Below are 21,597 nucleotides of genomic sequence, written 5' to 3'. Positions count from 1 at the left end.
TCGACCTCCTCCACAGCTAGCGGTCAGTATGGGCAGCTTGAGCCCGATCCCTCAGGGCGTCGGCTCGCCGCTCGGCGGCTTCTTCTGAGGCCGTTTCGTCGCCTGAGCCCTTGTAGACCCCTGGCTCATAGAGCGTCACGTCGCCACAGCCTGCCAACAACCCCAGGCTGAGCGCGGCAATGGCCGAAAGGGCAATTTTTTTCGGCATCATAGAATGCTCCTCTTCAGCGGTCCCGTTGTTCTGGTCCAGCAAGCCCAGTGGGCCAGGGCCCTGCGCAATGGGCCCCGGCCCTCACCCCGGTCATATGTCGTCGCCGTAGGCTGCCTGCCACCCCCATGTCTGCGGTCGGCCGCCACGGGTCATGACGCGCTTGCGATAGATATCCGCAATCACGTTACCGTCACCCGCAATCAGGGCCTTGGTCGCACACATCTCGGCGCACAACGGCAGCTTGCCTTCCTCGACACGGTTTGTGCCGTACTTGGTGAGCTCCTCCTGGGAATGCACCGGTTCGGGACCACCTGCGCAGAAGGTGCATTTATCCATCTTGCCCCGAACCCCGAACGCGGTTTGTTGCGGGTACTGCGGCGCTCCGAAGGGGCAGGCGTAGAAGCAATAGCCGCAACCGATGCACAGATCCTTATCGTGCAACACGATCCCGTCGGCCGTGGTGTAGAAGCAATCCACGGGACAGACCGCCGCACAGGGTGCGTCCGTACAGTGCATGCAGGCAACAGAGATGGATTTCTCGCCGGGCCTGCCATCGTTCATGACAATCACCCGGCGCCGATTCACGCCCCAGGGCACCTCGTGCTCGTTCTTGCAGGCAGTGACACAGGCCTGGCACTCGATGCACCGCTCGGCGTCACACAGAAACTTCATTCGTGCCATAACGGCATTCTCCTCTCAAATCGTTCTCAGGCCGGCGTCACGCGGCATAGCGTCGTCTTGGTTTCCTGCATCATGGTCACCGAGTCATAGCCGTAGGTCGTCGCCGTATTGTTCGACTCACCACGGACGTAGGGACTGGCTCCCTCAGGATACCGTTCGAGCAAATCCTCGCCCTGGAAGCGTCCACCAAAGTGGAACGGCGTGAACACCGTGCCGCGGCCAACGCGCTCCGTGACCAGGGCCTTAATGCGGATGCGGCCGCCTTCAGGCCCTTCCAGCCACACCATCTGGCCATTACGCACGTCCGCATCGTTGGCATCCGCCGGATTGATCTCCACGAACATGTCCTGCTTGAGCTCAGCGAGCCAGGGGTTGGAACGGGTCTCCTCGCCGCCGCCCTCGTACTCGACCAAGCGGCCACTGGTGTGGATCAGCGGGAAGTCGTCCGAGTAGTCGGTCGCCTGAACGGACGCATAGCGTGTCGGCAGCCGGTAGAACACCTTGCGGTCTTCGTAGGTCGGATAGTCCTCGACCAGATCGTAGCGCGGCGTATAGAGCGGCTCCCGGTGCAAGGGGATCGGGTCCGGGAAGTTCCAGACGTAGGCCCGGGCCTTGGCATTGCCAAACGGATGGCAGCCGCGCTCCATGGCTACCCGGATAATGCCGCCCGAGAGGTCGGTCGTCCAGGATTTGCCGTCGGCCTCGGCCTTTTCCTCCTCGGTGAGGTCATCCCACCAACCCAGCTGCTTCAGGAGTTCCGAATCGAACTCGGGGTAGCCATCCTGGATCTCCGCGCCCTTGGAGTAGGACCCTTCGGCGAGCAGGTTCTCACCCTCGTACTCGGTACCGAAGTTGGCACGGAAGTTACCCCCGCCATCCAGCACATGCTTGCTCGTGTCGTAGAGCACGTGGGTACCGGGGTGTTTGAACTCCGGGGTGCCGTACGTCGGCCACGGCAGACAGTAGATCTCACCATCCACCGGGCCGCCCTCGGCCTTGAGGCTCGCCACGTTGAACGTGCGCTGGTTCTCCATGTGCTCTTTCAGCCGCTCCGGGCTCTGGCCGGTGTAGCCGATGGACCACGTGCCCCTGTTGATCTCCCGCAGGATGCTCTCGGAGGTCGGCTGCTTGTTCACCACCTCGATGTTCTTGAACATCTCGTCGGCGAAGCCAAACTTCTCGGCGAACAGATAGGCGATGTCCTTGTCCGGCTTGTGCTCGTAGAGCGGCTCAATGACCTGGAAGCGCCACTGCAGCGAACGATTGGACGCGGTCACCGAGCCGGCCTGCTCGAACTGGGTTGCCGCAGGCAGCAGATAGGTGTCGTCCGTGCGCTCATGGAGCACGGCGGAGACAGTCGGATAGGGGTCGATGACCACCAGCAGGTCGAGCTTCTCCATCGCCTCCTTCATTTCCGGCAGACGGGTCTGGGAGTTCGGGGCGTGACCCCACATCATCACCGCGCGGATGTTGTCCCTCTGGGCGATGTTTTCCTTGTCTTCCAGCACCCCGTCGATCCAGCGCGAGACGGTAATGCCGCCCGAGTTCATGGGCTTGATCTTGCCATTTTGGCCGTCGTCGTACTCCTCCTGGTCAAAGCGCTCCGCCAGCCATTCGTAGTCGACGTCCCACACCCGGGCCCAGTGCTGCCAGCCACCCTCCGAGAGTGGGTAGTAACCGGGCAGATTGTCCGGGTTGGGGCCCACGTCGGTCGCCCCCTGGACGTTGTCGTGGCCACGGAAGATGTTGGCACCGCCGCCCTCGACGCCGATGTTGCCAAGCGCGAGCTGCAGGCAGTTGTAGGCGCGCACGTAGTTGTTGCCGATGGTGTGCTGGGTGCCGCCCATGCACCAGACGAACGTCCCCGGACGGTTCTCGGCCATGATCCTGGCCACCTCGTAGACCGCCTCTTCGGAGGCACCGGTGACACGCTCGACTTCATCGGGTGTCCACTTCTTCACCTCTTCCCGGACGCGATCCATGCCGAAGACACGCTGCTCAAGGTACTCCTTGTCTTCCCACTCGTTCTCGAAGATGTGGTAGAGCATGCCGAAGATCAGTGCCACGTCCGTGCCCGAGCGGAACCGGACGTAGGTGTCGGCGTGCGCGGCGGTGCGCGTGAAGCGGGGGTCCATGACCACCATGTGCGACCCGTTCTCCTTCGCGCGCAGAATCATCTGCATCGCCACTGGATGGGCCTCGGCGGCGTTGGAGCCGCACATGACGATGCATTTGGACTTGAGAATGTCGTTGTAGGAGTTGGTCTGCGCGCCATATCCCCAGGTGTTCGCCACACCGGCCACAGTGGTGGAGTGGCAGATACGCGCCTGGTGGTCACAGTTGTTGGACCCCCAGAATGCCGCCAGCTTGCGCTGCAGATAGGCGCCCTCGTTGTTTGCCTTCGAGGAGCCGGCAAACCACAGCGAGTCCGGGCCGGATTCATCGCGAATATGCAGGATCTTGTCACCGATCTCGTCGATGGCCTGCTCCCAGCTGATGCGCTCCCAGCGCCCCCCGACTTTCTTCATCGGGTACTTGACCCGGCGCGTGCTGTGGCCGTGGTTGCGCAGCGCTGCGCCCTTGGCACAGTGGGCCCCAAGGTTAATGGGGCTATCCAGCGCGGGCTCCTGGCCAACCCAAATGCCGTTTTGCACTTCGGCGATGGTGCTGCAGCCAACCGAACAATGGCCGCAGACCGTCAATACCTCTCTAATCTCCTGGTCCGGATCGATGCGGCGCGCGGCCTTCGCCTTTTTCATCATGGACGTCGGCAGCATCCCCGCGACGGCGGCACCACCGACGGCCAACCCCGACCCCTGCAGAAAGGCTCGTCGAGTCAGCGCCTTGCCGAGTAGCCCCGGAGCCGCGGCACCGGCCCCCGCAGCCTTTTTCTTGGTCAGTTTCATGATCTTACTCCTCCATTCGAGGCGATTTCATGGCGGTCACAGGACGTGCGCACGACTCAGAAATCCGCCCTCGCATAGTAATCGCGAATATGCTTGGTTTCGTGGTAACCCTTCTTGCCGTGGTGCGGCTCGTCCTCGGCCTGATCGCGAGGATTTTGCGCAAGCACACCCCCTGCGCCCGCCGTCAACGCCACGGCGCCGCCCGAGGCCACCACTGTCTTCAGAAACCGCCGCCGCGAAGGACGGGTGTTATCAGTGTCTGGCGTGCTCATAATCTGTCTCCTCCTGCTAAAGACGCGTCGAGTCGTTCGACTGTCCTGTTCGTCACGCTCACCCGCCTGACACCCGGTCGGTGTCAGGCGAGCATGGAAAAGTAATCCTGCTCCAGGGCCACGAAGGCAACGCCAACCCGCCCCACGGCTGTGTAGAACTCGGCATTCTCAGCGTGCTCCAGATCGTGGAAGAACTGCCCCATCCAGGGCTCCACATGCTTTTGGAAGATCTCCCGCTGCCACTCGAAGGAGACATCCGGGTCGCTGATCACCAACGCCATGACGTCGCAGATCGCAGCGGCATGATCCTCCGGCTCACTGTTACCCTCCAGACGTTCCACGCCCAATTGCTGTAAATCCTGGCGCAGCACCACCAGTGGACGCTCCATGAGCGAACCGGTCAAATACCACGAGGCGTATGGCGTGAGTTCACCGCCTCCTACCCCTATGAATAGCTCATGAAATTCACGCTTCAAAAGTTCCAGGTCGGCCTGCTCGGCACCCGCACGGAGCTCTCGCCAGGCAGCTGCCAGCGCGTCGGCATCGCGTCCCTGTTCGATGCCGGGGATCTGGCGCAGCAACCCCAACACCGTCTCGTCGGGTGAGGTCGCAAGCAGCCGACCCAGCAGTGTCCAGGTACCGGCCCGGAATTCATCTTCCCGCGTGGCAGCGTGTGAGGTGGAGGCCGATTCGTGTTTCGTACCCATAAGCCGTCTACTCATGTTCCCGTGTTGCCCGAGCGCTGCTCGGATTCGAACATGTCCTTCACGCGACAGTCACCGCACATCTTCAACCGCCGCATACTCGCTTCCGATTGAAACATATGGTGACCCTCGAGGCGCTGGGTCATCCGCTCAATGACGCTGGGTGTAGCGAAGGGCGTACCGCAGCTAATGCACTCAAAGGGCTCTTCCTCGTTCAGGACGCGGGCCTGACGGCGCTGCTCCCAATCGAACAGGTAGCGCGATTCCAGAGTGATGGCCGCTTCCGGACAGGCGCTCTGGCACAGTCCGCACTGAACACAGAGGTCTTCAGTGAAATTCAGCTGCGGCCGATCACCTGCGTCGGTCAATGCCCGCGTGGGGCAGACCTGCGGGCAGGCCATGCACAGCGTGCATTTGTCGACGTCAACGAGAACCTGACCGAACGGTGCCCCGGCTGGCATGGCCGTCAACTGCGGACGTGCGATCGCCTGACCGTACAGGTGGTCGATCGCCAGCCGCAGCGTGCCGCGCTTCTCGTTGAAGGTCTCGAAGGTTGCCGGGCTCACGGGCTGCCAATCGCTCATGGCCGAGAGCATTGACACCGGGCTCTCCTGGCGCGGTGATAGGGCGATGCGCTCCCCACCGAGGTTCAGGGCATCAAGCAGGCTGCGCGTGTAGCCGAGCTGACGCTGCACCTCCAAGCGCACCGTGGGCGGCACCGCTGGTGTGTCCAGCAAGGTGATGCCCGAGGCCCCATAGGCGAGCGCGGTCAACCAGAGATCCATGCCCACGGAGCCGATCTCGGCGACTCGCACGGGAATCACGGGCTCGGGCAAAGCCGGCGCGATCGCCCGCAGCCGCTCGGCCCCTGCCTCGTCATCGTGGAACAGCAGCACCGGGTGCGTGCCGCCGGCCTCGCGGAACGCCTGCAGCATGGCCCGAACCCGGGCGGCGAGGTCCTTGGGGCCCGGGTAGGCATAAATTATCGCACCGGTGGGACAGGCCGTGGCACAGGTCCCGCCGCCCTGACACAGATAGGGGTCAACCTGGATGATCTCACCCGCCGAGGCAATGGCATCCGCCGGGCAGGCGTCGAGGCAACGCGTGCAACCGGTGAGCCCGCTGTCGCCATGGGCACAAATGTCAGGGCTGTAATTGAAGAACTTGGGTTTCTCGAACTCCCCGGTCATCTCGGGGATCTCGACCAACGCGCGCTCCAGCGCATCCCCATCGCCGGCGGGCGCGTAATACCCGAACGGCGGCAGATCCATCTGCAGGGAGGGCTCGCGGCGCAGATCCAGCACAAGATCAAACCAGGGGTGGTCGGTGCCGTTCAGATCCGCCGCACGCAGGCTTTCACCGCGGGGTGTCTGCAGCGCCATATCAAAATGACCAAGGTGCCCCTCCACACTCGCCGGCTCTCCGTAAAGGACGGTCACGCGCTGCTGGTCCGCACGCGCCGCAGCCGCCTCGTCAGGCAGCTCACCCTCGTGAGCGCGAGTGGCGAGTATGGTGCATGTCAGCTGCTCTCGCAGACGCGCCGCACACTCGAGGGCATCGAGTTCCGGCCCAATCAGCAGCAAGTGGCCGGCGGAGCGATAACCCACCAGTGAGGTGGCCGCGACCTCCACGACCGCTCCCGCCTGCAGGGCAGCATCTCGCGCTGCTCCGGAAGCCGGCAGTGCCATGTCTGCGTAGACATTCAAATAATCAGTCATCAAACCTCATGATTCGGTTACTCGTCAGGGTCACCGGTCTGGCCGCCGTCCCGAGGCGCCCCGGCTCGCCGCGATTGGGCCACTGTCTGCTCCTCCGATTGCGGGGATCCCTGCCTATCGGCGGCTTCAGCGGTGGTCTCGGACTCGCCCTGAGCTTCGTCCATGGCGGCGAGCTTCTGCCGCGCCCGTTCGGCCTCCCGGGTGATGGCGCGCTTCCAGTCATGAGGGACGACATCGCCGATGGGCTGCCACGTGGTGTAGTCCCCGGCGTACTCGGCGCACAGGGAGACCTTGTTGAACTTGGGCATATGAAACAACTTGCGTAACGCCTGCCTGCGCAACGTGGGGCTGATGTTGCGCGCCAGAAACATACTGACGTCAGAATCCTGGGAGAGGGATTCCACATCGGGCATGTCGGCGTCCGTCAATTCATCAAAGGGCTTGCCGGTGCGGGCATCGATACGTACCGGTGCCTCCTCTCGTTGCGGCTGCGCATCAGTCTGTTCGCCGGGCAGGTCTGGATCGCTCAGGCCTTCGGGTTCATCGGGCAACAGCTCACCCTGCCGCCTCCCCGCCTTTCGACGCGACCAACGCTCAAAGAAGCCCGACTCAACGGTTTGGCGCTCATGCTCCGTCAAGACTCGCCCTCCTGTTCCGCCTGGTCACCAACCTCTGCGTCATACACCGCTTTGCTGCGTTTCTTTCCGCGCCCCTTGCCCCCCTTCCTGCGCGGTTCGTAGTGATTCAGTACGAAGGCTTCCACCCACCGGTAGACTTCCGGGGGCATCGCCGTACGCTTGACCGTCTCATCAGAGCGACGTGATTCCGTGGCGTCCAGGTCCTGTGCTTCATCCAGACTGACAGTCACGCGCTCTGGCGTGAAACCACCCTCTTGCAGGCGGCCGATGACAAACACCGCGGGCACATCGCCGCGAATATTCAGGTAGTAGTCCTCGGCCAGCGGGCGGCGCAACCGGAGGGTGAATCCGGACCACAAATACAGGCTTGCCTCGTCGTCTGAGCGAATACAGGTGCAGTGGCGGGACTCGCTGGCAAACCTCCGCCCCACGACAACGCCGTTGACCTCGGATCGCCCGGCCGCCGTGTGCGCGATGATCACCGCTGCCGGGAGCACAGCGTCCTCGCTCCAACCTGCGGGCCGATTGCCGTCAGTCACATCCTGCACGCCTTTCCTCCACATGACCCATACGCCCCGGCAAAACCTGTAGCAAGACCGGTGCCACTCAGAAAAATTATGGCACAAAGTGGCAGATCCGACAGATAGGTGGCAGTTTCATGCCGTCGACAACGATCCGTTCAACCCGCCGCATCGCAGCCGTCAACTCGCCTCTTGGCGTTGAGACAAAAAATAATACCCTTTTCGTTCAGTTAGTTATGAAACTGCATAAAGCCATGAACGGGGAATCACTGGCAGCCAGACCAAAAGTGCCTCTCCCCCATCACGCCGCCTGGTTTGACACGATCGCCGCAGCGGTCAGGCGACAAGCTCCGACATCCATCTGCCACCTGAAGCGGGTCACATTGCACCATGCGGCGGTGCAGCAGTGCATCGTTTCATCACACCGACGCGAGCCGTCTCCCACGGATGCGGCGTGCAGAAACCAAGCCGTGCAGCGACTAACGCCGACACGATACTTCGGTGACAGCCTCGGGTGCCGCCAAGCCAATGACCGGCGCTTGCCGTCAGTCTGAATTCAAGTCGAGTTCACCACTGATCGTATGACGCAGGTCCAGTCCATCGACCTCCAGGGTCATTCGCACGGTGAGGGTCTCATTGCCGCCGAGCTTGCCACTCTCGAGGGCCGCGCCAAGCGCACGCTCAATCTCCTGCTGCGAGGTCACCCCAAACTGCTTGAGGCATTTGCGAATCTGCATATTCAGGGCATCATCACTCATGGCACACCTGTCTTGGGTAAACGAACAGAGCAACCCACTAATGGGTTTCCCGGGTATCATGACTGATAAAGACACAGCGTTCCAAAATGAGCCCTCCTGCCGGAGTGATCATGATCCACGCTCCCTCCCCGTAGAAGCCGCGTGGGAGCGCATACGCACGGTCATCGAGCCGGTGCACGGTACGGAACGGGTGACTGTGCGCCAGGCACTGGGGCGCGTCCTCGCCGCACCGGTCCAGTCCAGCATCAACGTCCCTGCCCAGGACAACGCCGCCATGGACGGCTACGCCCTGCGGGGCGCGGACATTCCCGCGGCGGGAACGCAAACACTTGCCTGTGTCGGAACCGTGCTCGCGGGGGCTTCCTTTACCCGGGCGATGCAGCCGGGGGAATGTGTGCGAATCATGACCGGCGCTCCGATTCCGCCCGGCGCCGACACGGTCGTCATGCAGGAAAACGTTCAATGCGCGGGTAGGCAGATCACGATTCAAGCCGCGGAGACGCCAGGTCAGAATGTGCGTCCCGCGGGGGAGGATCTGTTGCAGGGGGATACCGTCCTCATGGCCGGACAACGCGTCGGTCCGGCAGAGCTGGGCATGCTCGGCAGCCTCGGACTGGTGGAAGTCCCTGTCTACCGGCGGGTACGGGTGGCCTTCTTCTCCACCGGGGATGAGCTGCGCATCGCGGGCTCGACCCTGGAACCGGGTCAGATCTACGACAGCAACCGCTACACCCTGTTTGCTGCCCTGCAGCGGTTGGGCGTGGAAGCGACGGACATGGGCGTGGTGGCGGATGATCCCCACGTGATGGAACAGGCATTTACCGATGCCGCCTCCTTTGCGGACGCCATTATCACCTCGGGTGGGGTTTCGGTAGGGGAGGCCGATTTCGTCAAGGAGATCATGGGCCGACTTGGCGAGGTGGCCTTCTGGAAGATCGCCATGCGCCCAGGGCGGCCGCTGGCGTTCGGCACCATTGGGCAGGCCCGTTTCTTCGGGCTGCCGGGCAATCCGGTCTCCGTGGTTGCCACCTGGTACCAGATCGTGCAGCCGGCGCTACGACGGCTCATGGGCGAAGACCCGCAACCGCCCATGACATTTCGTGTGCGCACCGCGAATGCCTTGCGCAAGCGCCCGGGACGGACAGAATTCCAGCGCGGGGTGCTCAGCCGCGATGGCGACGGCGAGCTTGTGGTGACGACAACAGGCAGCCAGGGGTCCGGCATTCTGCGCTCGGTCAGCCTGGCCAACTGCTTCATCGTACTACCCCACGACGGCGGCGATGTTGCCGCGGGAAGCCGTGTGGAGGTGCAGCCGTTCGAAGGCGTGATGGGTTAACCCGGCATCCGGGGCAAGACCATTACCCCTGGCCGCAAAACAGCTGGTAGTCCACATACCCCGGAAACACTTGGCCCTCACCGCAGTACGCACAGCCCACGTCTCGCTCAACCTTGAGCTCGTGGAAACGCGCCGCCAGGGCATCGTAGTGCAGCAACCGCCCCACGAGCGGCTCCCCCACGCCAAGTAGCAGTTTGATCGTCTCAACCGACTGCATCAGCCCGATGACACCGGGGAGAATACCGAGCACACCGGCCTCGGCGCACGAGGGAGCGAGTTCAGGCGGCGGTGGCTCCGGGAAGAGACAGCGATAACAGGGCCCTGGGGCGCCCGCACGGCCGGGCCAGAACACCGACAATTGGCCCTCGAAGCGGTAGACGGCACCGTGGACATTGGGAATGCCGAGCTTCACGCAGGCGTCATTCACCAGGTAGCGGGTGGGAAAGTTGTCCGCACCGTCGAGGATCACGTCGTAATCACCGAAGATGTCTTCCACATTCTCGGAGTTGAGGTAACACGCATGCCCTGTGACGGTCACCGCGCTGTTGAGCTGGCGAATCGCCTCCCGCGCGGAAGCGACCTTGGACTCGCCGACGCGCTCTTCACTGTGGATGACCTGCCGCTGCAGGTTGCTGCGATCGACCACGTCATGGTCGACAATACCAATGCGGCCCACGCCGGCGGCGGCCAGGTACAAAGCCGCCGGCGAGCCAAGCCCCCCGGCCCCGACCAGCAACACCTTGCTGTCCATAAGCCGCATTTGCCCCCTCTCACCTACTTCCGGCATAAGCAGGTGGCGGGCGTACCGCGCGCGGGCATCCGCGTCCAGCACCCGGGGCACGGTAAATGGCAGCCCGTCGTCCTTCCAGCGGTTGAACCCGCCGGCGACGGAGTAAACGCGGCTATAGCCCAGCCGGCGTAGATCGCCGCCCGCAAGCAGCGAACGCGACCCACTCGCGCACAAGACAATCACGGGACGATCGAGGTCGGGGATTTCCTCCTCAATGCGCAGCTCCAGGTAACCACGCCCCATGCGCAGCGCCCCCTCCGGGCTCCCCGAGGCGATTTCGTCAGGCTCGCGAACGTCGATAAGCGCCGCCCCGTCAGCCGCCATGGCCTGCGCCTGAAGGGGCTCGAGCTCACCGACTTCCTGACGCAGGCGCTCCAGGTGGCGATCACGGGCCTTACCCGAGCCGCCGGCGACGGCGGGCAGAATGGAGATCACCTGTCCGTCCTCAAGCTCGGTCTGCTGCCCATCCAGGGCCGACATGTTGTGTTCACCCACGAAGATATTGACAAACGCCCGCACGTCCCCCTCGGGCGTCAACAGCCGTTGTCCCAGCCCGGGGTAATCCTCCGCGACACGGGTCAGGAGCTCCGCGAGCGTGCTGGCCTCAAGGCTGAGCTCCGGCGCCCCCCCGGCGTGCGGGCGCAATGGCGTGGGCAAGCGTACGGTCACGACGGGCATCAGCGCAGCGTGTCCTCACAAAAGCGGTTACCATGCAGCCGCCAGCCACGAATCTCCGGGTCGCCCGATGCGGGTAAGCCGACGATGATGTACAGCCACCCCGGCCAGGCTGCGCGGCGGTCTGTCTCCGAGGGTTCCGCACCGCCATCCGGGTGGCTGTGCCAGACGCCGACCACGGCGAGCCCGCGCTGATCAGCGGAGCGTTCCACCTGCATGTACTCCAGCGGATCCAGGGCGTAGCGGCGGACAGGCTGGTGGGCGTGATTGCTCAAACGAACGACCTCCGTGGGACGGTCGTGCTGTCCGAGCAATAGGCCACAGGCCTCTTCGGGCGCCGCTCTGCGCGCGTGTGCAACCAGCGCCCCGCGCAGACCGGAAAGCAGTTGCGTCTCACTCATGGCCTTATGATATCAGTTCAGGATCGCCGCACGCCCCCTTTATCTGGTGCAATGCGTGCCAACGCGCGTCCCGACTCACAACCGAGCGCAACCTGAGGAGTCACATGGGTCCATCCACTCGGCACCGCCACGCCCGCGTTATTCTGCTGGTCGGCACCCAAAAGGGACTGTTCCGCTTGGTTAGCGACACCGAGCGGGACGCATGGCGCATGGAGGGTCCCCTGATCGCCGGCTACGAGGTCCTCCACGCCTGGCTGGACCCGCGCCGGCCTACCCGCGGTTATGCCGCGGCCAATCACCCGATCTGGGGCAGCCACGTCTACCGCAGCGACGATGCCGGCGCGTCCTGGGACTCCCTGCCGGCGCGGCCGAGCCATCCCCCTGGCGAACAGGAATCCGCGTTGCGGGCGATCTGGTTCCTGGCGCCCGGGGCAGCCGACGCGCCGGAGACGGTGTACGCCGGCATTGACCCCGCGGGGCTGTTCGTGACCACCGACGCAGGCGGCTCCTGGGCCGGAGTCCAGGGCATCAATCATCATCCCTCTCGCGACACCTGGGAACCGGCGCGGGGCGGATTTTTCCTGCATTCCATCCATGTCGCTGCGGACAACCCGAACCGGATGTTCGCGGCGGTCTCCGCGGGAGGCGCATTTCGAAGTGATGATGGCGGGCGCTCTTGGACGCCGATCAATGCCGGCGTGCGCGCCGAGCACCTGCCCCAGGCCAGTCCAGAAACCGGCCACAACATCCATCGCCTGGTCGTGCATCCGCGCACGTCCGATCGTCTCTATCGCCAGTGCTATCACGGCGTGTACCACAGCGACGATGCCGGCGACCGCTGGACGGAGATCACCGCCGGCCTGCCGAGCGACTTCGGCTACGCGGCCGTGACCGAGACGGCCGACCCGGACGCGCTCTATGTCATCCCTATCGACAGCAATCACTTGCGTACGACCGTGGACGGGCGGCTGCGCGTCTATCGCACGGCCAACGCCGGGCACAGCTGGCACGCCCTGACCAAGGGGCTGCCCCAGGAGCACGCCTACGTCTCGGTGCTGCGGGATGCCATGGATGTGGATGACCTGCCGGAATGCGGTGTCTATTTCGGCACATCCGGCGGCCACCTCTTCGCAAGCAGCGACCGCGGCCAGCGCTGGAAGCTGCTGGCTGCGTTCCTGCCGCGCATCCTTTCTGTCACGGCAGCGGTGGTCCCCGCGGAGCGAGTGCCATGAGTCGCGACACCCTGTATGAAGCACTGGGCGCCGAACGGGGCATTGTCTGCGCCGTCGGTGCGGGCGGCAAGAAGACCCTGCTCTACCACCTGCTGCAACACCACCCCGGGCGCACCGCCATGACCGCCACGGTGTTCACCTACCAGCCACCGCCGAAACTCGCTGCCGCCGTGGTGGTGGACGAGGAAACCGCCCTGCGCGACCGGGTACCGAGTCACAGCGCCGGGCGCATTCTCTACGCCCAGCCCTGCAGCAAGGTCGGCCGGCTGGCTGGCGTCTCGGCACAGACCCTTGCGGCGATCCACCGTGAGGGCGCCTTCGCACTCACCGTCGTCAAGGCCGACGGCGCCCGCATGCGCCAGATCAAGGCACCCCGCGATGATGAGCCGATAATTCCGGCGTGCGCCGACGTCGCCCTGCTCGTGGGTTCCGTGCAAGCCCTGGCACGGCCGGTCAACGAGCGCATCGCCCATCGCCTCGACCGCGTCCTGGCAATCACGGGCCTGTGCGAGGATCAGCTCCTCACCCCAGCCGACATGGCCCGGCTCTATACCCATCCGCAGGGGATGCTGCGCGGCTGCGCCAATGTCACCCCGGTACCGGTTCTCAACATGGTGGACACGCCCGCCGCCCGCCGCGCCGCCGAGGAGACGGCCCGCCACATCCTCGACGGCGGCGAGCGCTTCGATCGCGTCGTGCTCACAAGCCTGAAACAGCCGGGGCTGCTGGTCGATGTAATCCGCCGCTGAATCGGCGCTTGAATGCAGATGGCTGTCACCAGGTGGCGCCGCTGCACCTCCCGGGGAGGTCGACAACCGCCGCTCCCGCGCTCAATGCAGCCGATCCGGATCCACGTCCAGGGCCTCCAGATGCCGTCTGAGCTTCTGCACCCGTGGCGACATCATCCCCAGCGTGCCCTCCACCGCAGTAATCGTCTGCATCAGCAGCCGCCTGGCCTCATCACGGCGGCCCGTATCGCGGTAGAGTGCCGCAAGCCGGGTGACCGCATTGATGTGATCCATGTTGTCCCGGCCGAGCACCCGCGCCGTACGTTCTACCGCGTCGGAGAGCATCGGCTCCGCGTCGCGAAAGCGTTTCCGGTCCGCGTAAAGTCCCGCCAGTTCACAAAGCGTCATCAGGGTATGCGGGTGCTCCTCGCCCATGAGCCCCCGCCAGGTCTCCAGATTGCGCCGATACAACTGCTCCGCCTCGTCGTAGTGCCCGGTCTCGCGCAGCAAATCCGCAAGATTGTTCACACTGGTGGCCGTGGCCGGGTGATCCTTGCCCACCAGCGCCTCCCAGTTAGCAATCGCCTTGCGGTACAGCGGCTCGGCGTCGTCGTACCGGCCCATGGCGTCCTTGACCCCGGCGAGGTTGTGCAGGCTCGACACCGTATCGACATGCTCCGGGCCAAACAGCGCCTCGCGAACATCCAGCGCGCGCTGAAAGAGCATTTCCGCTGTACGGAAATCTTGCTGCGCATCCATCACCGCGCCCAGATTGTGGGCTGCCGCCGCGGTCGCCGCATGGGTGGGGCCGAAAATCGTCTCCGCAATGCCCAGTGCCCGCTGGTAAAGCGTCTCCGCCTGCTGGTAGTCATGCTCCGCATACACCGCGCCGGCCAGGTTATCCAGGCAGGCCGCCATGGTCGGATGCGTGTTCCCGTACTGGCGCTCGGCGATCTCCAGCGCCCGCCGGAGACAGCGCTTGGCGCCATCGACGTCGTCCATGGCCTTGAGCACGGCGCCCAGGTTCGTGAGGTACGGAATCAGGCCGGCGGCGTGCTCACCCAACGACTGCTCGCGTTCCTGCAGCGCAACACGGTAGAGCTCCTCCGCCGCGGATAGCTCGCCGCGCTCCTCATGCCAGGTTGCCAGTTGATGGCGGCTGGTGCGCGTCTGCGGATGATCCGCACCGAGCGTCTCCAGGCGCAACGCCAGTGCGCGGCGCAATGGTTTTTCGGCTGCGGCAAGCTCGCCGTGCTCCATGAGCCAGCTGCCACGCAGTGACAGCACCCGCGCCTGCAGGCTTGCGCACAGCGGCGCGTCCATCACATCCAGGGCCTGGAAGAAGGGCCCCAGCCCCCCGGTTAAACCCGCCTCGCGGAAAGCGGCGCACAGCTCCACGACGAGCTCCGCGAAGGCGTCCACGGCCATCGCCGCACGCCAGTCCGCCAAGCGCTCGGCATACCACTCCACCAGCGCCTCGTCGAGACCCCAAGCGCGCCACCAGTGCATGAGATCGAGCCGGTCCGGCTGCTGCAATAGTGCCAGAAGTGCCACGGGCTGCCCCAGCATGGTCGCCAGGCGCTCCCAGTGCCTCGCCTCTGTCCACTGCCAGGGGAGTTCGTCCAATTGACGCGGGGCCGATACATGCCCTCCCAGCAGCTCGGCGAGTTCCATGTGGGCCGCTTGGCGGTCAGCCCCATCGGCAACGAGCTGCCGGCGCACGGCGTCCCTGACGCCCGGTCCGGCCAGCTGCAGGCGGCCATCCGCTTCATAGATCGCGCCACTGACCGATCCAAGGTCCGAGTGGCCGGCGGCCGCCAGCTCCGCGTACGTCATCCCCCGGCGACACGCCCACAGCAAGCGCAGCATCGCCGGCGGCACGTCGTCTGGCAGTCGCGCTGTCGCATCAGCATCATCAGCATCACTCAGAAAGTGCAACTGCCAGCCCCGCTGACGCAGCTGCTCTGCCGCGGCTACACCCTTCTTCGCACCCGCCACAAGCCGAACGTTTGGTGGCAAATGATCCGGCAGCCAGTCGAGGGCCTGCGCGGCGTTGGCATCTTCAAGCCCCTCGACACGGTCCAGCACCAGCACGAGGCCCCGCCGCGCCGCGGCCCGGGCCAGCCAGTTCGGCAGCAACTCGCGGCGCGCCTGAGGGTCCGCGGGAATGGGGTCCGGGAGCGCGGCGATCCGCCGCAGCCACAGCAACAAGCGTTCAAGCAACCGCTCCGTTCGCCGACTCTCCGCGGTACAGCCAACAAAGTGCGTGAAACACTCGCTTTCCGGGTGCTTGCTGGCATGCCGACGCGACCAGTGCGCCAACAACGCCGTGGTGTCCGTGCCAATAATGACCAGTGGCCGGTCACGCCGCGCCGCATGGCGATTAAGCCGTCTTATGTCGGCGCGATCCACCGATGCAGCACCCATGGATGCTGCATAGCCTGCGTGGTCCGCCTCCGCAAGAGCCTCAATATCTGGCGCCAACTCCTGCTGGTGCATCAGACTAAAGTTCCCCCGGTTGTGCCGCTCCAGGCGCCTCGAGCCGGGTCAGGCGCGCCTCCAGGGCATCCCTGTCTTCCGGGGTGTTGACGTTCAAGAACGCCTCGGCACAATCCTCGAAATCGGCCTGCGCCACCCGGTGACGGGCGTACCATTGATCGATCTTGCGGCCACCGTCGCGCAGGAATGCCTCCAGGTCGGGAAGCAGCCGACGCGGCAGCAGGGCGAAGACCGGTTGCATCCGCCCCGCGCCCCACGCAACAGCAAGATCGGCGTTGTCAGCATGCACGGCGCTGCTGAGCCGGGCGACCAGATCGGGCGGAACCAGGGGCGAATCGCACGGCACGGTCACAGCCCACGCCGTGGTGCTCGCGGTGAGGCCGGCCGCCATTCCGGCCAGAGGCCCGGCAAACTCGCCGAACGCATCGGGCACCACCGGCCAGCCCCGCTGTTCGTAGGCCACACGGTTGCGATTGGCATTAATCACCAGGGCGCCAGTCTGCGGGGCAAGTCGTTGCGCAACATGATCCACCATGGACTGACCGGCGAGTTCCACCAGCCCCTTGTCCGTGCCGCCCATGCGGGTCGCTCGCCCGCCTGCCAGGATTATCCCCGTGACGCTGTGCAACTGCGGTTGGGTCATCATGCGGTCCTGCCAGCGAGTAACGACCGCATGATAGCAGCCTGTCCGGGGTTTCGCGGCAGCGCTCCATGACCAATCACCGAAGCGCCGCACTGCACAAGAGGTTGAAGATGACAGCGCGAATCGGATGCACTAAATTGGGACAATGGCATGCACTGGGTCATTAAGCACCAAATTGATCGCCAACTGGTCCATTGCGTCGCAATTTACCCCGGATCTACGGCCTGAATCTGCTGCATTTTGGGGTTGGCACCGTGGCGCGCGGACCGGCCTAAAACAAAGGTGCCAGTCGACGCTCTTGGACACAGTTGCCAGAATGAGACAACTTCAACACCCAATGGGGTTCGTGTGTGAATGAATCCGTGAACGAAGTCGTTGCAAACGCGAGCCCGCAGGGGCCGCGCAACCCAGACAGCCAACTGGCGGCGCTGGTCGTTGACGACGCGCTCAATATCAGGGATTTCATGCGCTTCGCGCTCGCACGGCGCTGCTCGTTCGTGGAGGTCGCGGCAAGTATCCACGAAGCGGACGCGCTGCGGCGGCGCTGCCATTTTGACGTACTCATCATCGACATCCGCATGCCGGACCGCTCCGGGCTCGACTGGGCCCGCGCGCTGCGCCACGCCGGCGTGCGAACCCCAATGGTGCTCATGAGCGCCTACCCGGAGGACATCGATTCGCACGAGGCCGCTGACCTGCCTGAGGTCTGCTTCGTATCAAAGCCGTTCTCGCTGGATCAGATTCTGGCGGCAGTGGAGTACTGCCTCGATGCGTCCGCGGCGCCCCTCGAGGCGCTGCCGGCGAAACCGGGGGGCGGGCTGGAGGGAATCGTCAGCCACAGCGAGGCCATGCGCAGCCTGATGGGCTTGATCCGTCGGGTTGCCAGCCGTAACACAACCGTTTTGCTTGAGGGCGAATCCGGTACCGGCAAAGAGGTCGCCGCACGCTGTCTGCACCGTTTCAGCGGCCGGCGCGGCCCCTTTGTGCCGGTCAATTGCGGCTCCATTGCGCCCGAACTACTCGAGAGCGAGCTGTTCGGCCACACCAAGGGGGCATTCACGGGGGCAACACAAGCCCGTGAGGGGTTGTTTGTCCATGCCAGCCGCGGGACGCTGTTTCTCGATGAAATCTGCGAGATGCCGCTCGCCATGCAGTCGAAACTCCTGCGGGTGCTCGAGGAACGGGTGATACGCCCGGTGGGATCGGAACGTGAACGACCGGTCGATGTCCGCATTGTCACGGCCACGAACCGCGACATGGCCGAGGAGGTGGCGCAGAGCCGCTTCCGGGAAGACCTCTATTACCGGCTCAATGTCCTGGGGCTACGTCTGCCGCCCCTGCGCGAACGGCCGTCGGATATTCCGCACCTGGCCCGGCTGTTTGCGGACAACCTCGCCGAGGAGCTGGGCTTGCCGCCATTGCAGTTCACTCGCGCGGATATCGAACGCCTGTCGCAGCACCAGTGGCCGGGCAATGTGCGCGAGCTCAAGAATCTCATCGAACGCGCCATGCTGCTCAACCAAACGCCATCGGAGTGTCTGGGACAGGAGCAACTCGATGCGCCCGGTTTCCTGGGAGCAGAGGGCAGCGAGTTTGGGTTCCCCACGGACATGTCGCTGGAAGAAGTGGAAAGACTCCACATCCGCAAGGTCCTTGGCGCGGCTGGCGGCAACAAGTCCGAGGCGGCGCGCCGCCTTGGGGTCTCGCGGAAGACCCTCGAGCGCAAGGTCAAGGCCTGGAATCAGGCCGAGCAGTAAGGCTCCCGAAACGCTGCCAACACCGGGGAGGGCGTCACAACACGCGGAAACCTGCCGGGGACACGGGGCCGCCTCCACGGGAAGTGCTACAGCTACTCTCCCGTCTCGCCGATCAGGCCCGTGACAACATCTCGGAAGGCGCACCGGCGGCGACTTGCCAGCCAGCCCCGGCTGTTCCGTCAATCAACGGCGTCTCGGGACGTACAGCTCACCGTCGAGGTCGGAGTAGTAGGATGCGACGTCGCGCAGATCCTGCGCGGAGAGATCCGCGACCTGGCCCTGCATCACCGCGTTTTCCCGCGTGCCATCCTGATACTGCTGCAGTGATTTCACGAGGTAGTCCACGTACTGACCGGAGATCTTGGGCCATTCCGGGTTGTCCGCCGTCCCGTCCACCGCGTGACAGGCCACGCACTGAGCCTCGGCGATTTCTTGACCCGCCGCAGGGTCACCCCGGTCAATGGCCAGAAGGGGCCCGGAGACCAACACGGCGAGGCTGCTGAAGGCGGCAAATAGGCTGTGTTTGATCATCTGTCTATCAATTCCTTGAGTCGGAACCGCGGGGATCCGCAGATGCACCCGGCCTCAGCGCTCTTGTGCAAAGAACGCCGCGATATCACGCATTTCCTGCTCGGTGAGGGTTGCGGCCTGCGCGTGCATGGTCGCATGCTCACGCTCACCATCTCGGTAGGCCTTGAGGGAGTTCACAATGTATTCCTCAAACTGCCCACCGATCTTGGGCACACGGTACGAAGGGTACGCGTTGCGTGCCCCTGCCACCGCATGACAGCCCATGCACGTCGCCGCGAGGCGTTCACCCACAGCCGGATCACCTTGTTCGTCGTCCGCATGAACGACTCCCATCGCACCAGAGGCGCCGAGCGTCAGTCCGAGAAACAGGATCTTCAATTTCATGGAATGCTCTCTGTTTTTCTTTCGTGTGACGAGTGGTCGGCGGCGATGTCGTGGCCGCCCTTGGGTGGTACCCCACAATCAACTTTTTATGGTTCCAGGGATTGCAGCAACCGTAAAGGACACCCTGCTGCACTCCTTTAAACTGGCCAAGCACGCCGCCATGCACGCGCCGACAGCGCCTAGCTCAGCCCATCCGCCCGCGTCAAAGGGCGAAAAGCGTAACACTATCGGCTAAATGATAGTCGCGTCCGACTCGGATACCAACCCGAAGCTTCTGCACCGAGCCGTCACCATCCGCCGACCGGCCCGTTAGCGCACCTGAAACCCGGCGGGCGGCTCCTCATCCACCTCCTGCCAATGGACCTCCTCAACACGCGCATTCGGCGGTCCCTGGGCGACCCATTCCCTGAACGACTCCAGGGCCTCGGGGGGGCCGCTGGCCAGGATGCGCACGCGCCCGTCCGGAAGATTCTGCGCATAGCCGCGCAGGCCGAGGCGACGTGCCTCCTCCTGCGTGGTACCACGGAAGAACACGCCCTGCACGCGCCCGGAGACGTGACCAAGGATGCAGATCTCACTCATACCACTTCCTCGCGCTAGGACCAGACAAAACGCGGCCTACCCGCCCGCCACGCGATCCTTCGCCGTCTGCGATGCCACCGGACCGATTTCCCGCCCCCGTTCGAACAGCTCCCGAATCGGCAGATCCAGGATCTCTTCGCTCCGGTGGATGGCTTCACCAAGGGTTCGCGACAACGCCCTGTTCCACGCATCCCGCTCCCGCAGGCGCGGAGGCACATTCGCCAGCACGAACGGATAGCCGCGGTACAGATCGAGCAATGTATACGTCGACGGATCCCGTGCCAGTACCCAGCTGCCCTCTTCGGTGCGGCGGATGACCCGCGTGTGCTCCAAGGCGGCAATTGCGTCTGACAGGGCCGGCTCACTGGCATCGGGCTCGAGCTCCAGCAGCGCCTGTCGCGATAAACCCTGCCCCTCCTGCTGAGCACGCCAGAAATCGCCGGTCACGCGCACGGCCAGTACAAGCGCCAAGCGCGGGTCAGACAGAGACCCCTCACGGCCCCGTCGATAGCCGCTGAGCGCCTTGGTGAATTCAGCACCCAACAACACCACCACCCAGCAAACATAGACCCAGATGAGGAAAATCGGCAATGCCGCCAGCGCGCCGTAAACGGCCTCGTAGGTGGGAACGTTGGTGACGAACGCCGCAAACCCCCGCTGTGCCACCTCAAACAGCAACGCCGCGACCACGGCGCCAGTCACAGCATGCCAAAAGGGTACACGCCGATTCGGCACAGCCGCATACAGAAATGTGAACGCGAGCACGAGAGCGAAGAACGGTGCGATCGCCAGGAGGCGCTGCTCCACTGATGCGCCATCGGCGACATCGGTAAACTCGGCCAGGGCAAAGAGATAAGAGGACAGCACCAAGGAGGTGGCCACGAGAAAGGGACCGACGGTGAGCACTGTCCAGTAGACCATGAAGCTCTGCACCGCCGAGCGCCGCTTGCCGCCCTGCCAGATGCGGTTCATTGCCTTGTCGATGGCTGCCATCATGATGATGGCAGCCACCGCAATCCCCACGAGCCCGACGGCCGTCAGGCCGGCGGCGCGGCTGGCAAACTGCTGCAAGTAATCCTGCACCACCTCACCGAACGCGGGCACGAGGTTTTCGAACAGCCAATCCTGCAACCTGGCGCTGAACCCCTCGAACACCGGGAAGGCCGTCATGATGGAGAAGATCACGGCGAAAAGCGGCACGATGGACAACAGCGTCGTATAGGCAAGCGTCCCTGCACTATCCAGGCACCCATCCTGGAAGAAACGATGGCCCAAGTGCCTGATGAAGCCAATCGTTTCCGTCACTGCGGACTCAAGCGATTGGATCCGTGGATGGCGCTCTCGGAGTTTGGAATGGCCCTCTCGGAGCTTGGCGATGACGTTCATGACTCCTTAGTCTCCATGGGGGCCCGGCACTCGCGGTGTGAAGCGCAGGTATCCCCTTGCTTCCGCACAGTCTGGCAGCACGGGCGAGCGCCGTCATTCCCGCGCCGACAAATAAAATCGGACGCTAGTGTCCTGTCCCGCAAATAACGTTACGATTGTCGCGGCCCTGACGGCCCCTGGCGGCGTTGCGCCTCCTCGCCGTAGTCCCCGCTACGCCTCGTCGGCGCGCCTTGCCAGGAACCGT

At 64.3% G+C, this 21,597-nt stretch carries 21 protein-coding genes; 4 read left to right on the top strand and 17 right to left on the bottom strand.

Annotation, left to right across the window (positions count from 1 at the left end):
- Window positions 1–16: 16 nt before the first annotated feature.
- From QZT63_RS19045 to QZT63_RS19005, 9 genes are all read right to left on the bottom strand, one after another.
- A complete protein-coding gene (locus tag QZT63_RS19045) occupies window positions 17–211 on the bottom strand; it encodes a hypothetical protein (protein WP_290653506.1) in 195 nt (64 codons plus the stop codon).
- A gap of 90 nt (window positions 212–301) precedes the next feature.
- Window positions 302–892 (bottom strand): formate dehydrogenase FDH3 subunit beta, encoded by a 591-nt coding sequence (gene fdh3B, locus QZT63_RS19040; RefSeq protein WP_290653504.1) that lies wholly within the window; start codon window positions 890–892, stop codon window positions 302–304.
- Between the two features lie 26 nt (window positions 893–918).
- Complete coding sequence (locus QZT63_RS19035; protein ID WP_290653503.1) at window positions 919–3,798, bottom strand: molybdopterin-dependent oxidoreductase; 2,880 nt, start codon at window positions 3,796–3,798, stop codon at window positions 919–921.
- Between the two features lie 56 nt (window positions 3,799–3,854).
- The gene (locus QZT63_RS19030; RefSeq protein ID WP_290653501.1) at window positions 3,855–4,070 is read right to left on the bottom strand and encodes a transcriptional initiation protein Tat; all 216 of its coding nucleotides are present in this window, start codon (window positions 4,068–4,070) and stop codon (window positions 3,855–3,857) included.
- Between the two features lie 83 nt (window positions 4,071–4,153).
- Window positions 4,154–4,777, bottom strand: coding sequence for a molecular chaperone (locus QZT63_RS19025; protein ID WP_290653499.1), 624 nt, complete (start codon window positions 4,775–4,777; stop codon window positions 4,154–4,156).
- 11 nt (window positions 4,778–4,788) lie between these two features.
- The gene (locus tag QZT63_RS19020) at window positions 4,789–6,492 is read right to left on the bottom strand and encodes a 4Fe-4S binding protein (protein WP_290653497.1); all 1,704 of its coding nucleotides are present in this window, start codon (window positions 6,490–6,492) and stop codon (window positions 4,789–4,791) included.
- Window positions 6,493–6,509: 17 nt separating this feature from the next.
- A complete protein-coding gene (locus QZT63_RS19015; RefSeq protein WP_290653495.1) occupies window positions 6,510–7,130 on the bottom strand; it encodes a DUF3306 domain-containing protein in 621 nt (206 codons plus the stop codon).
- Window positions 7,127–7,678: a DUF3305 domain-containing protein gene (locus QZT63_RS19010; RefSeq protein WP_290653493.1), complete on the bottom strand. Its 552-nt coding sequence runs from the start codon at window positions 7,676–7,678 to the stop codon at window positions 7,127–7,129. Before QZT63_RS19010 ends, QZT63_RS19015 begins: the two co-directional genes overlap by 4 nt.
- Window positions 7,679–8,196: 518 nt before the next feature.
- On the bottom strand, window positions 8,197–8,409 hold the full coding sequence (locus QZT63_RS19005; protein WP_290653491.1) for a DUF6494 family protein: 213 nt from the start codon (window positions 8,407–8,409) through the stop codon (window positions 8,197–8,199).
- Between the two features lie 58 nt (window positions 8,410–8,467).
- Here QZT63_RS19005 and glp point away from each other — a divergent pair, with 58 nt between their 5' ends.
- Complete coding sequence (gene glp / locus QZT63_RS19000) at window positions 8,468–9,745, top strand: gephyrin-like molybdotransferase Glp (protein ID WP_290653489.1); 1,278 nt, start codon at window positions 8,468–8,470, stop codon at window positions 9,743–9,745.
- 22 nt (window positions 9,746–9,767) lie between these two features.
- On the opposite strand, the gene moeB is transcribed toward glp, so the two are convergent.
- Both moeB and QZT63_RS18990 read right to left on the bottom strand, forming a co-directional pair.
- Window positions 9,768–11,213: a molybdopterin-synthase adenylyltransferase MoeB gene (moeB, locus tag QZT63_RS18995; RefSeq protein WP_290653487.1), complete on the bottom strand. Its 1,446-nt coding sequence runs from the start codon at window positions 11,211–11,213 to the stop codon at window positions 9,768–9,770.
- Entirely contained in the window at window positions 11,213–11,611 is a 399-nt protein-coding gene (locus QZT63_RS18990; RefSeq protein ID WP_290653485.1) for a M67 family metallopeptidase, read from the bottom strand. Before QZT63_RS18990 ends, moeB begins: the two co-directional genes overlap by 1 nt.
- A 104-nt stretch (window positions 11,612–11,715) precedes the next feature.
- On the opposite strand from QZT63_RS18990, the gene QZT63_RS18985 reads away from it, so the two are divergent.
- Both QZT63_RS18985 and yqeC read left to right on the top strand, forming a co-directional pair.
- Window positions 11,716–12,843 carry a hypothetical protein gene (locus tag QZT63_RS18985; protein ID WP_290653483.1) on the top strand — a complete coding sequence of 376 codons (1,128 nt, stop codon included), beginning with the start codon at window positions 11,716–11,718 and terminating at the stop codon, window positions 12,841–12,843.
- Window positions 12,840–13,592, top strand: coding sequence for a selenium cofactor biosynthesis protein YqeC (gene yqeC / locus QZT63_RS18980; protein ID WP_290653470.1), 753 nt, complete (start codon window positions 12,840–12,842; stop codon window positions 13,590–13,592). Before QZT63_RS18985 ends, yqeC begins: the two co-directional genes overlap by 4 nt.
- 81 nt (window positions 13,593–13,673) lie before the next feature.
- Here yqeC and QZT63_RS18975 read toward each other — a convergent pair whose 3' ends face one another.
- Window positions 13,674–16,070, bottom strand: coding sequence for a tetratricopeptide repeat protein (locus QZT63_RS18975; protein ID WP_290653468.1), 2,397 nt, complete (start codon window positions 16,068–16,070; stop codon window positions 13,674–13,676).
- A gap of 4 nt (window positions 16,071–16,074) precedes the next feature.
- Complete coding sequence (gene mobA / locus QZT63_RS18970) at window positions 16,075–16,716, bottom strand: molybdenum cofactor guanylyltransferase MobA (RefSeq protein ID WP_290653466.1); 642 nt, start codon at window positions 16,714–16,716, stop codon at window positions 16,075–16,077.
- A 347-nt stretch (window positions 16,717–17,063) separates the two neighbouring features.
- Between mobA and QZT63_RS18965 the strand changes: the two genes are divergently transcribed.
- Window positions 17,064–18,470, top strand: a complete 1,407-nt coding sequence (locus tag QZT63_RS18965; RefSeq protein WP_290653464.1) for a sigma-54 dependent transcriptional regulator — start codon at window positions 17,064–17,066, stop codon at window positions 18,468–18,470.
- Between the two features lie 183 nt (window positions 18,471–18,653).
- Here the strand turns inward: QZT63_RS18965 and QZT63_RS18960 are convergent, their stop codons facing one another.
- From QZT63_RS18960 to QZT63_RS18945, 4 genes are all read right to left on the bottom strand, one after another.
- Complete coding sequence (locus QZT63_RS18960; RefSeq protein ID WP_290653463.1) at window positions 18,654–19,001, bottom strand: cytochrome c; 348 nt, start codon at window positions 18,999–19,001, stop codon at window positions 18,654–18,656.
- A gap of 54 nt (window positions 19,002–19,055) precedes the next feature.
- On the bottom strand, window positions 19,056–19,385 hold the full coding sequence (locus tag QZT63_RS18955; protein WP_290653462.1) for a c-type cytochrome: 330 nt from the start codon (window positions 19,383–19,385) through the stop codon (window positions 19,056–19,058).
- Between the two features lie 309 nt (window positions 19,386–19,694).
- Window positions 19,695–19,967, bottom strand: coding sequence for an acylphosphatase (locus QZT63_RS18950; RefSeq protein ID WP_290653461.1), 273 nt, complete (start codon window positions 19,965–19,967; stop codon window positions 19,695–19,697).
- A 36-nt stretch (window positions 19,968–20,003) separates the two neighbouring features.
- Window positions 20,004–21,353 carry a virulence factor BrkB family protein gene (locus QZT63_RS18945; RefSeq protein WP_290653460.1) on the bottom strand — a complete coding sequence of 450 codons (1,350 nt, stop codon included), beginning with the start codon at window positions 21,351–21,353 and terminating at the stop codon, window positions 20,004–20,006.
- Window positions 21,354–21,597: the final 244 nt, after the last annotated feature.

The sequence above is a fragment of the Aquisalimonas sp. genome, from assembly GCF_007120195.1.
In the GTDB taxonomy this organism is placed as follows: domain Bacteria; phylum Pseudomonadota; class Gammaproteobacteria; order Nitrococcales; family Aquisalimonadaceae; genus Aquisalimonas.
This window is presented reverse-complemented; position numbering and strand designations above follow the sequence as displayed.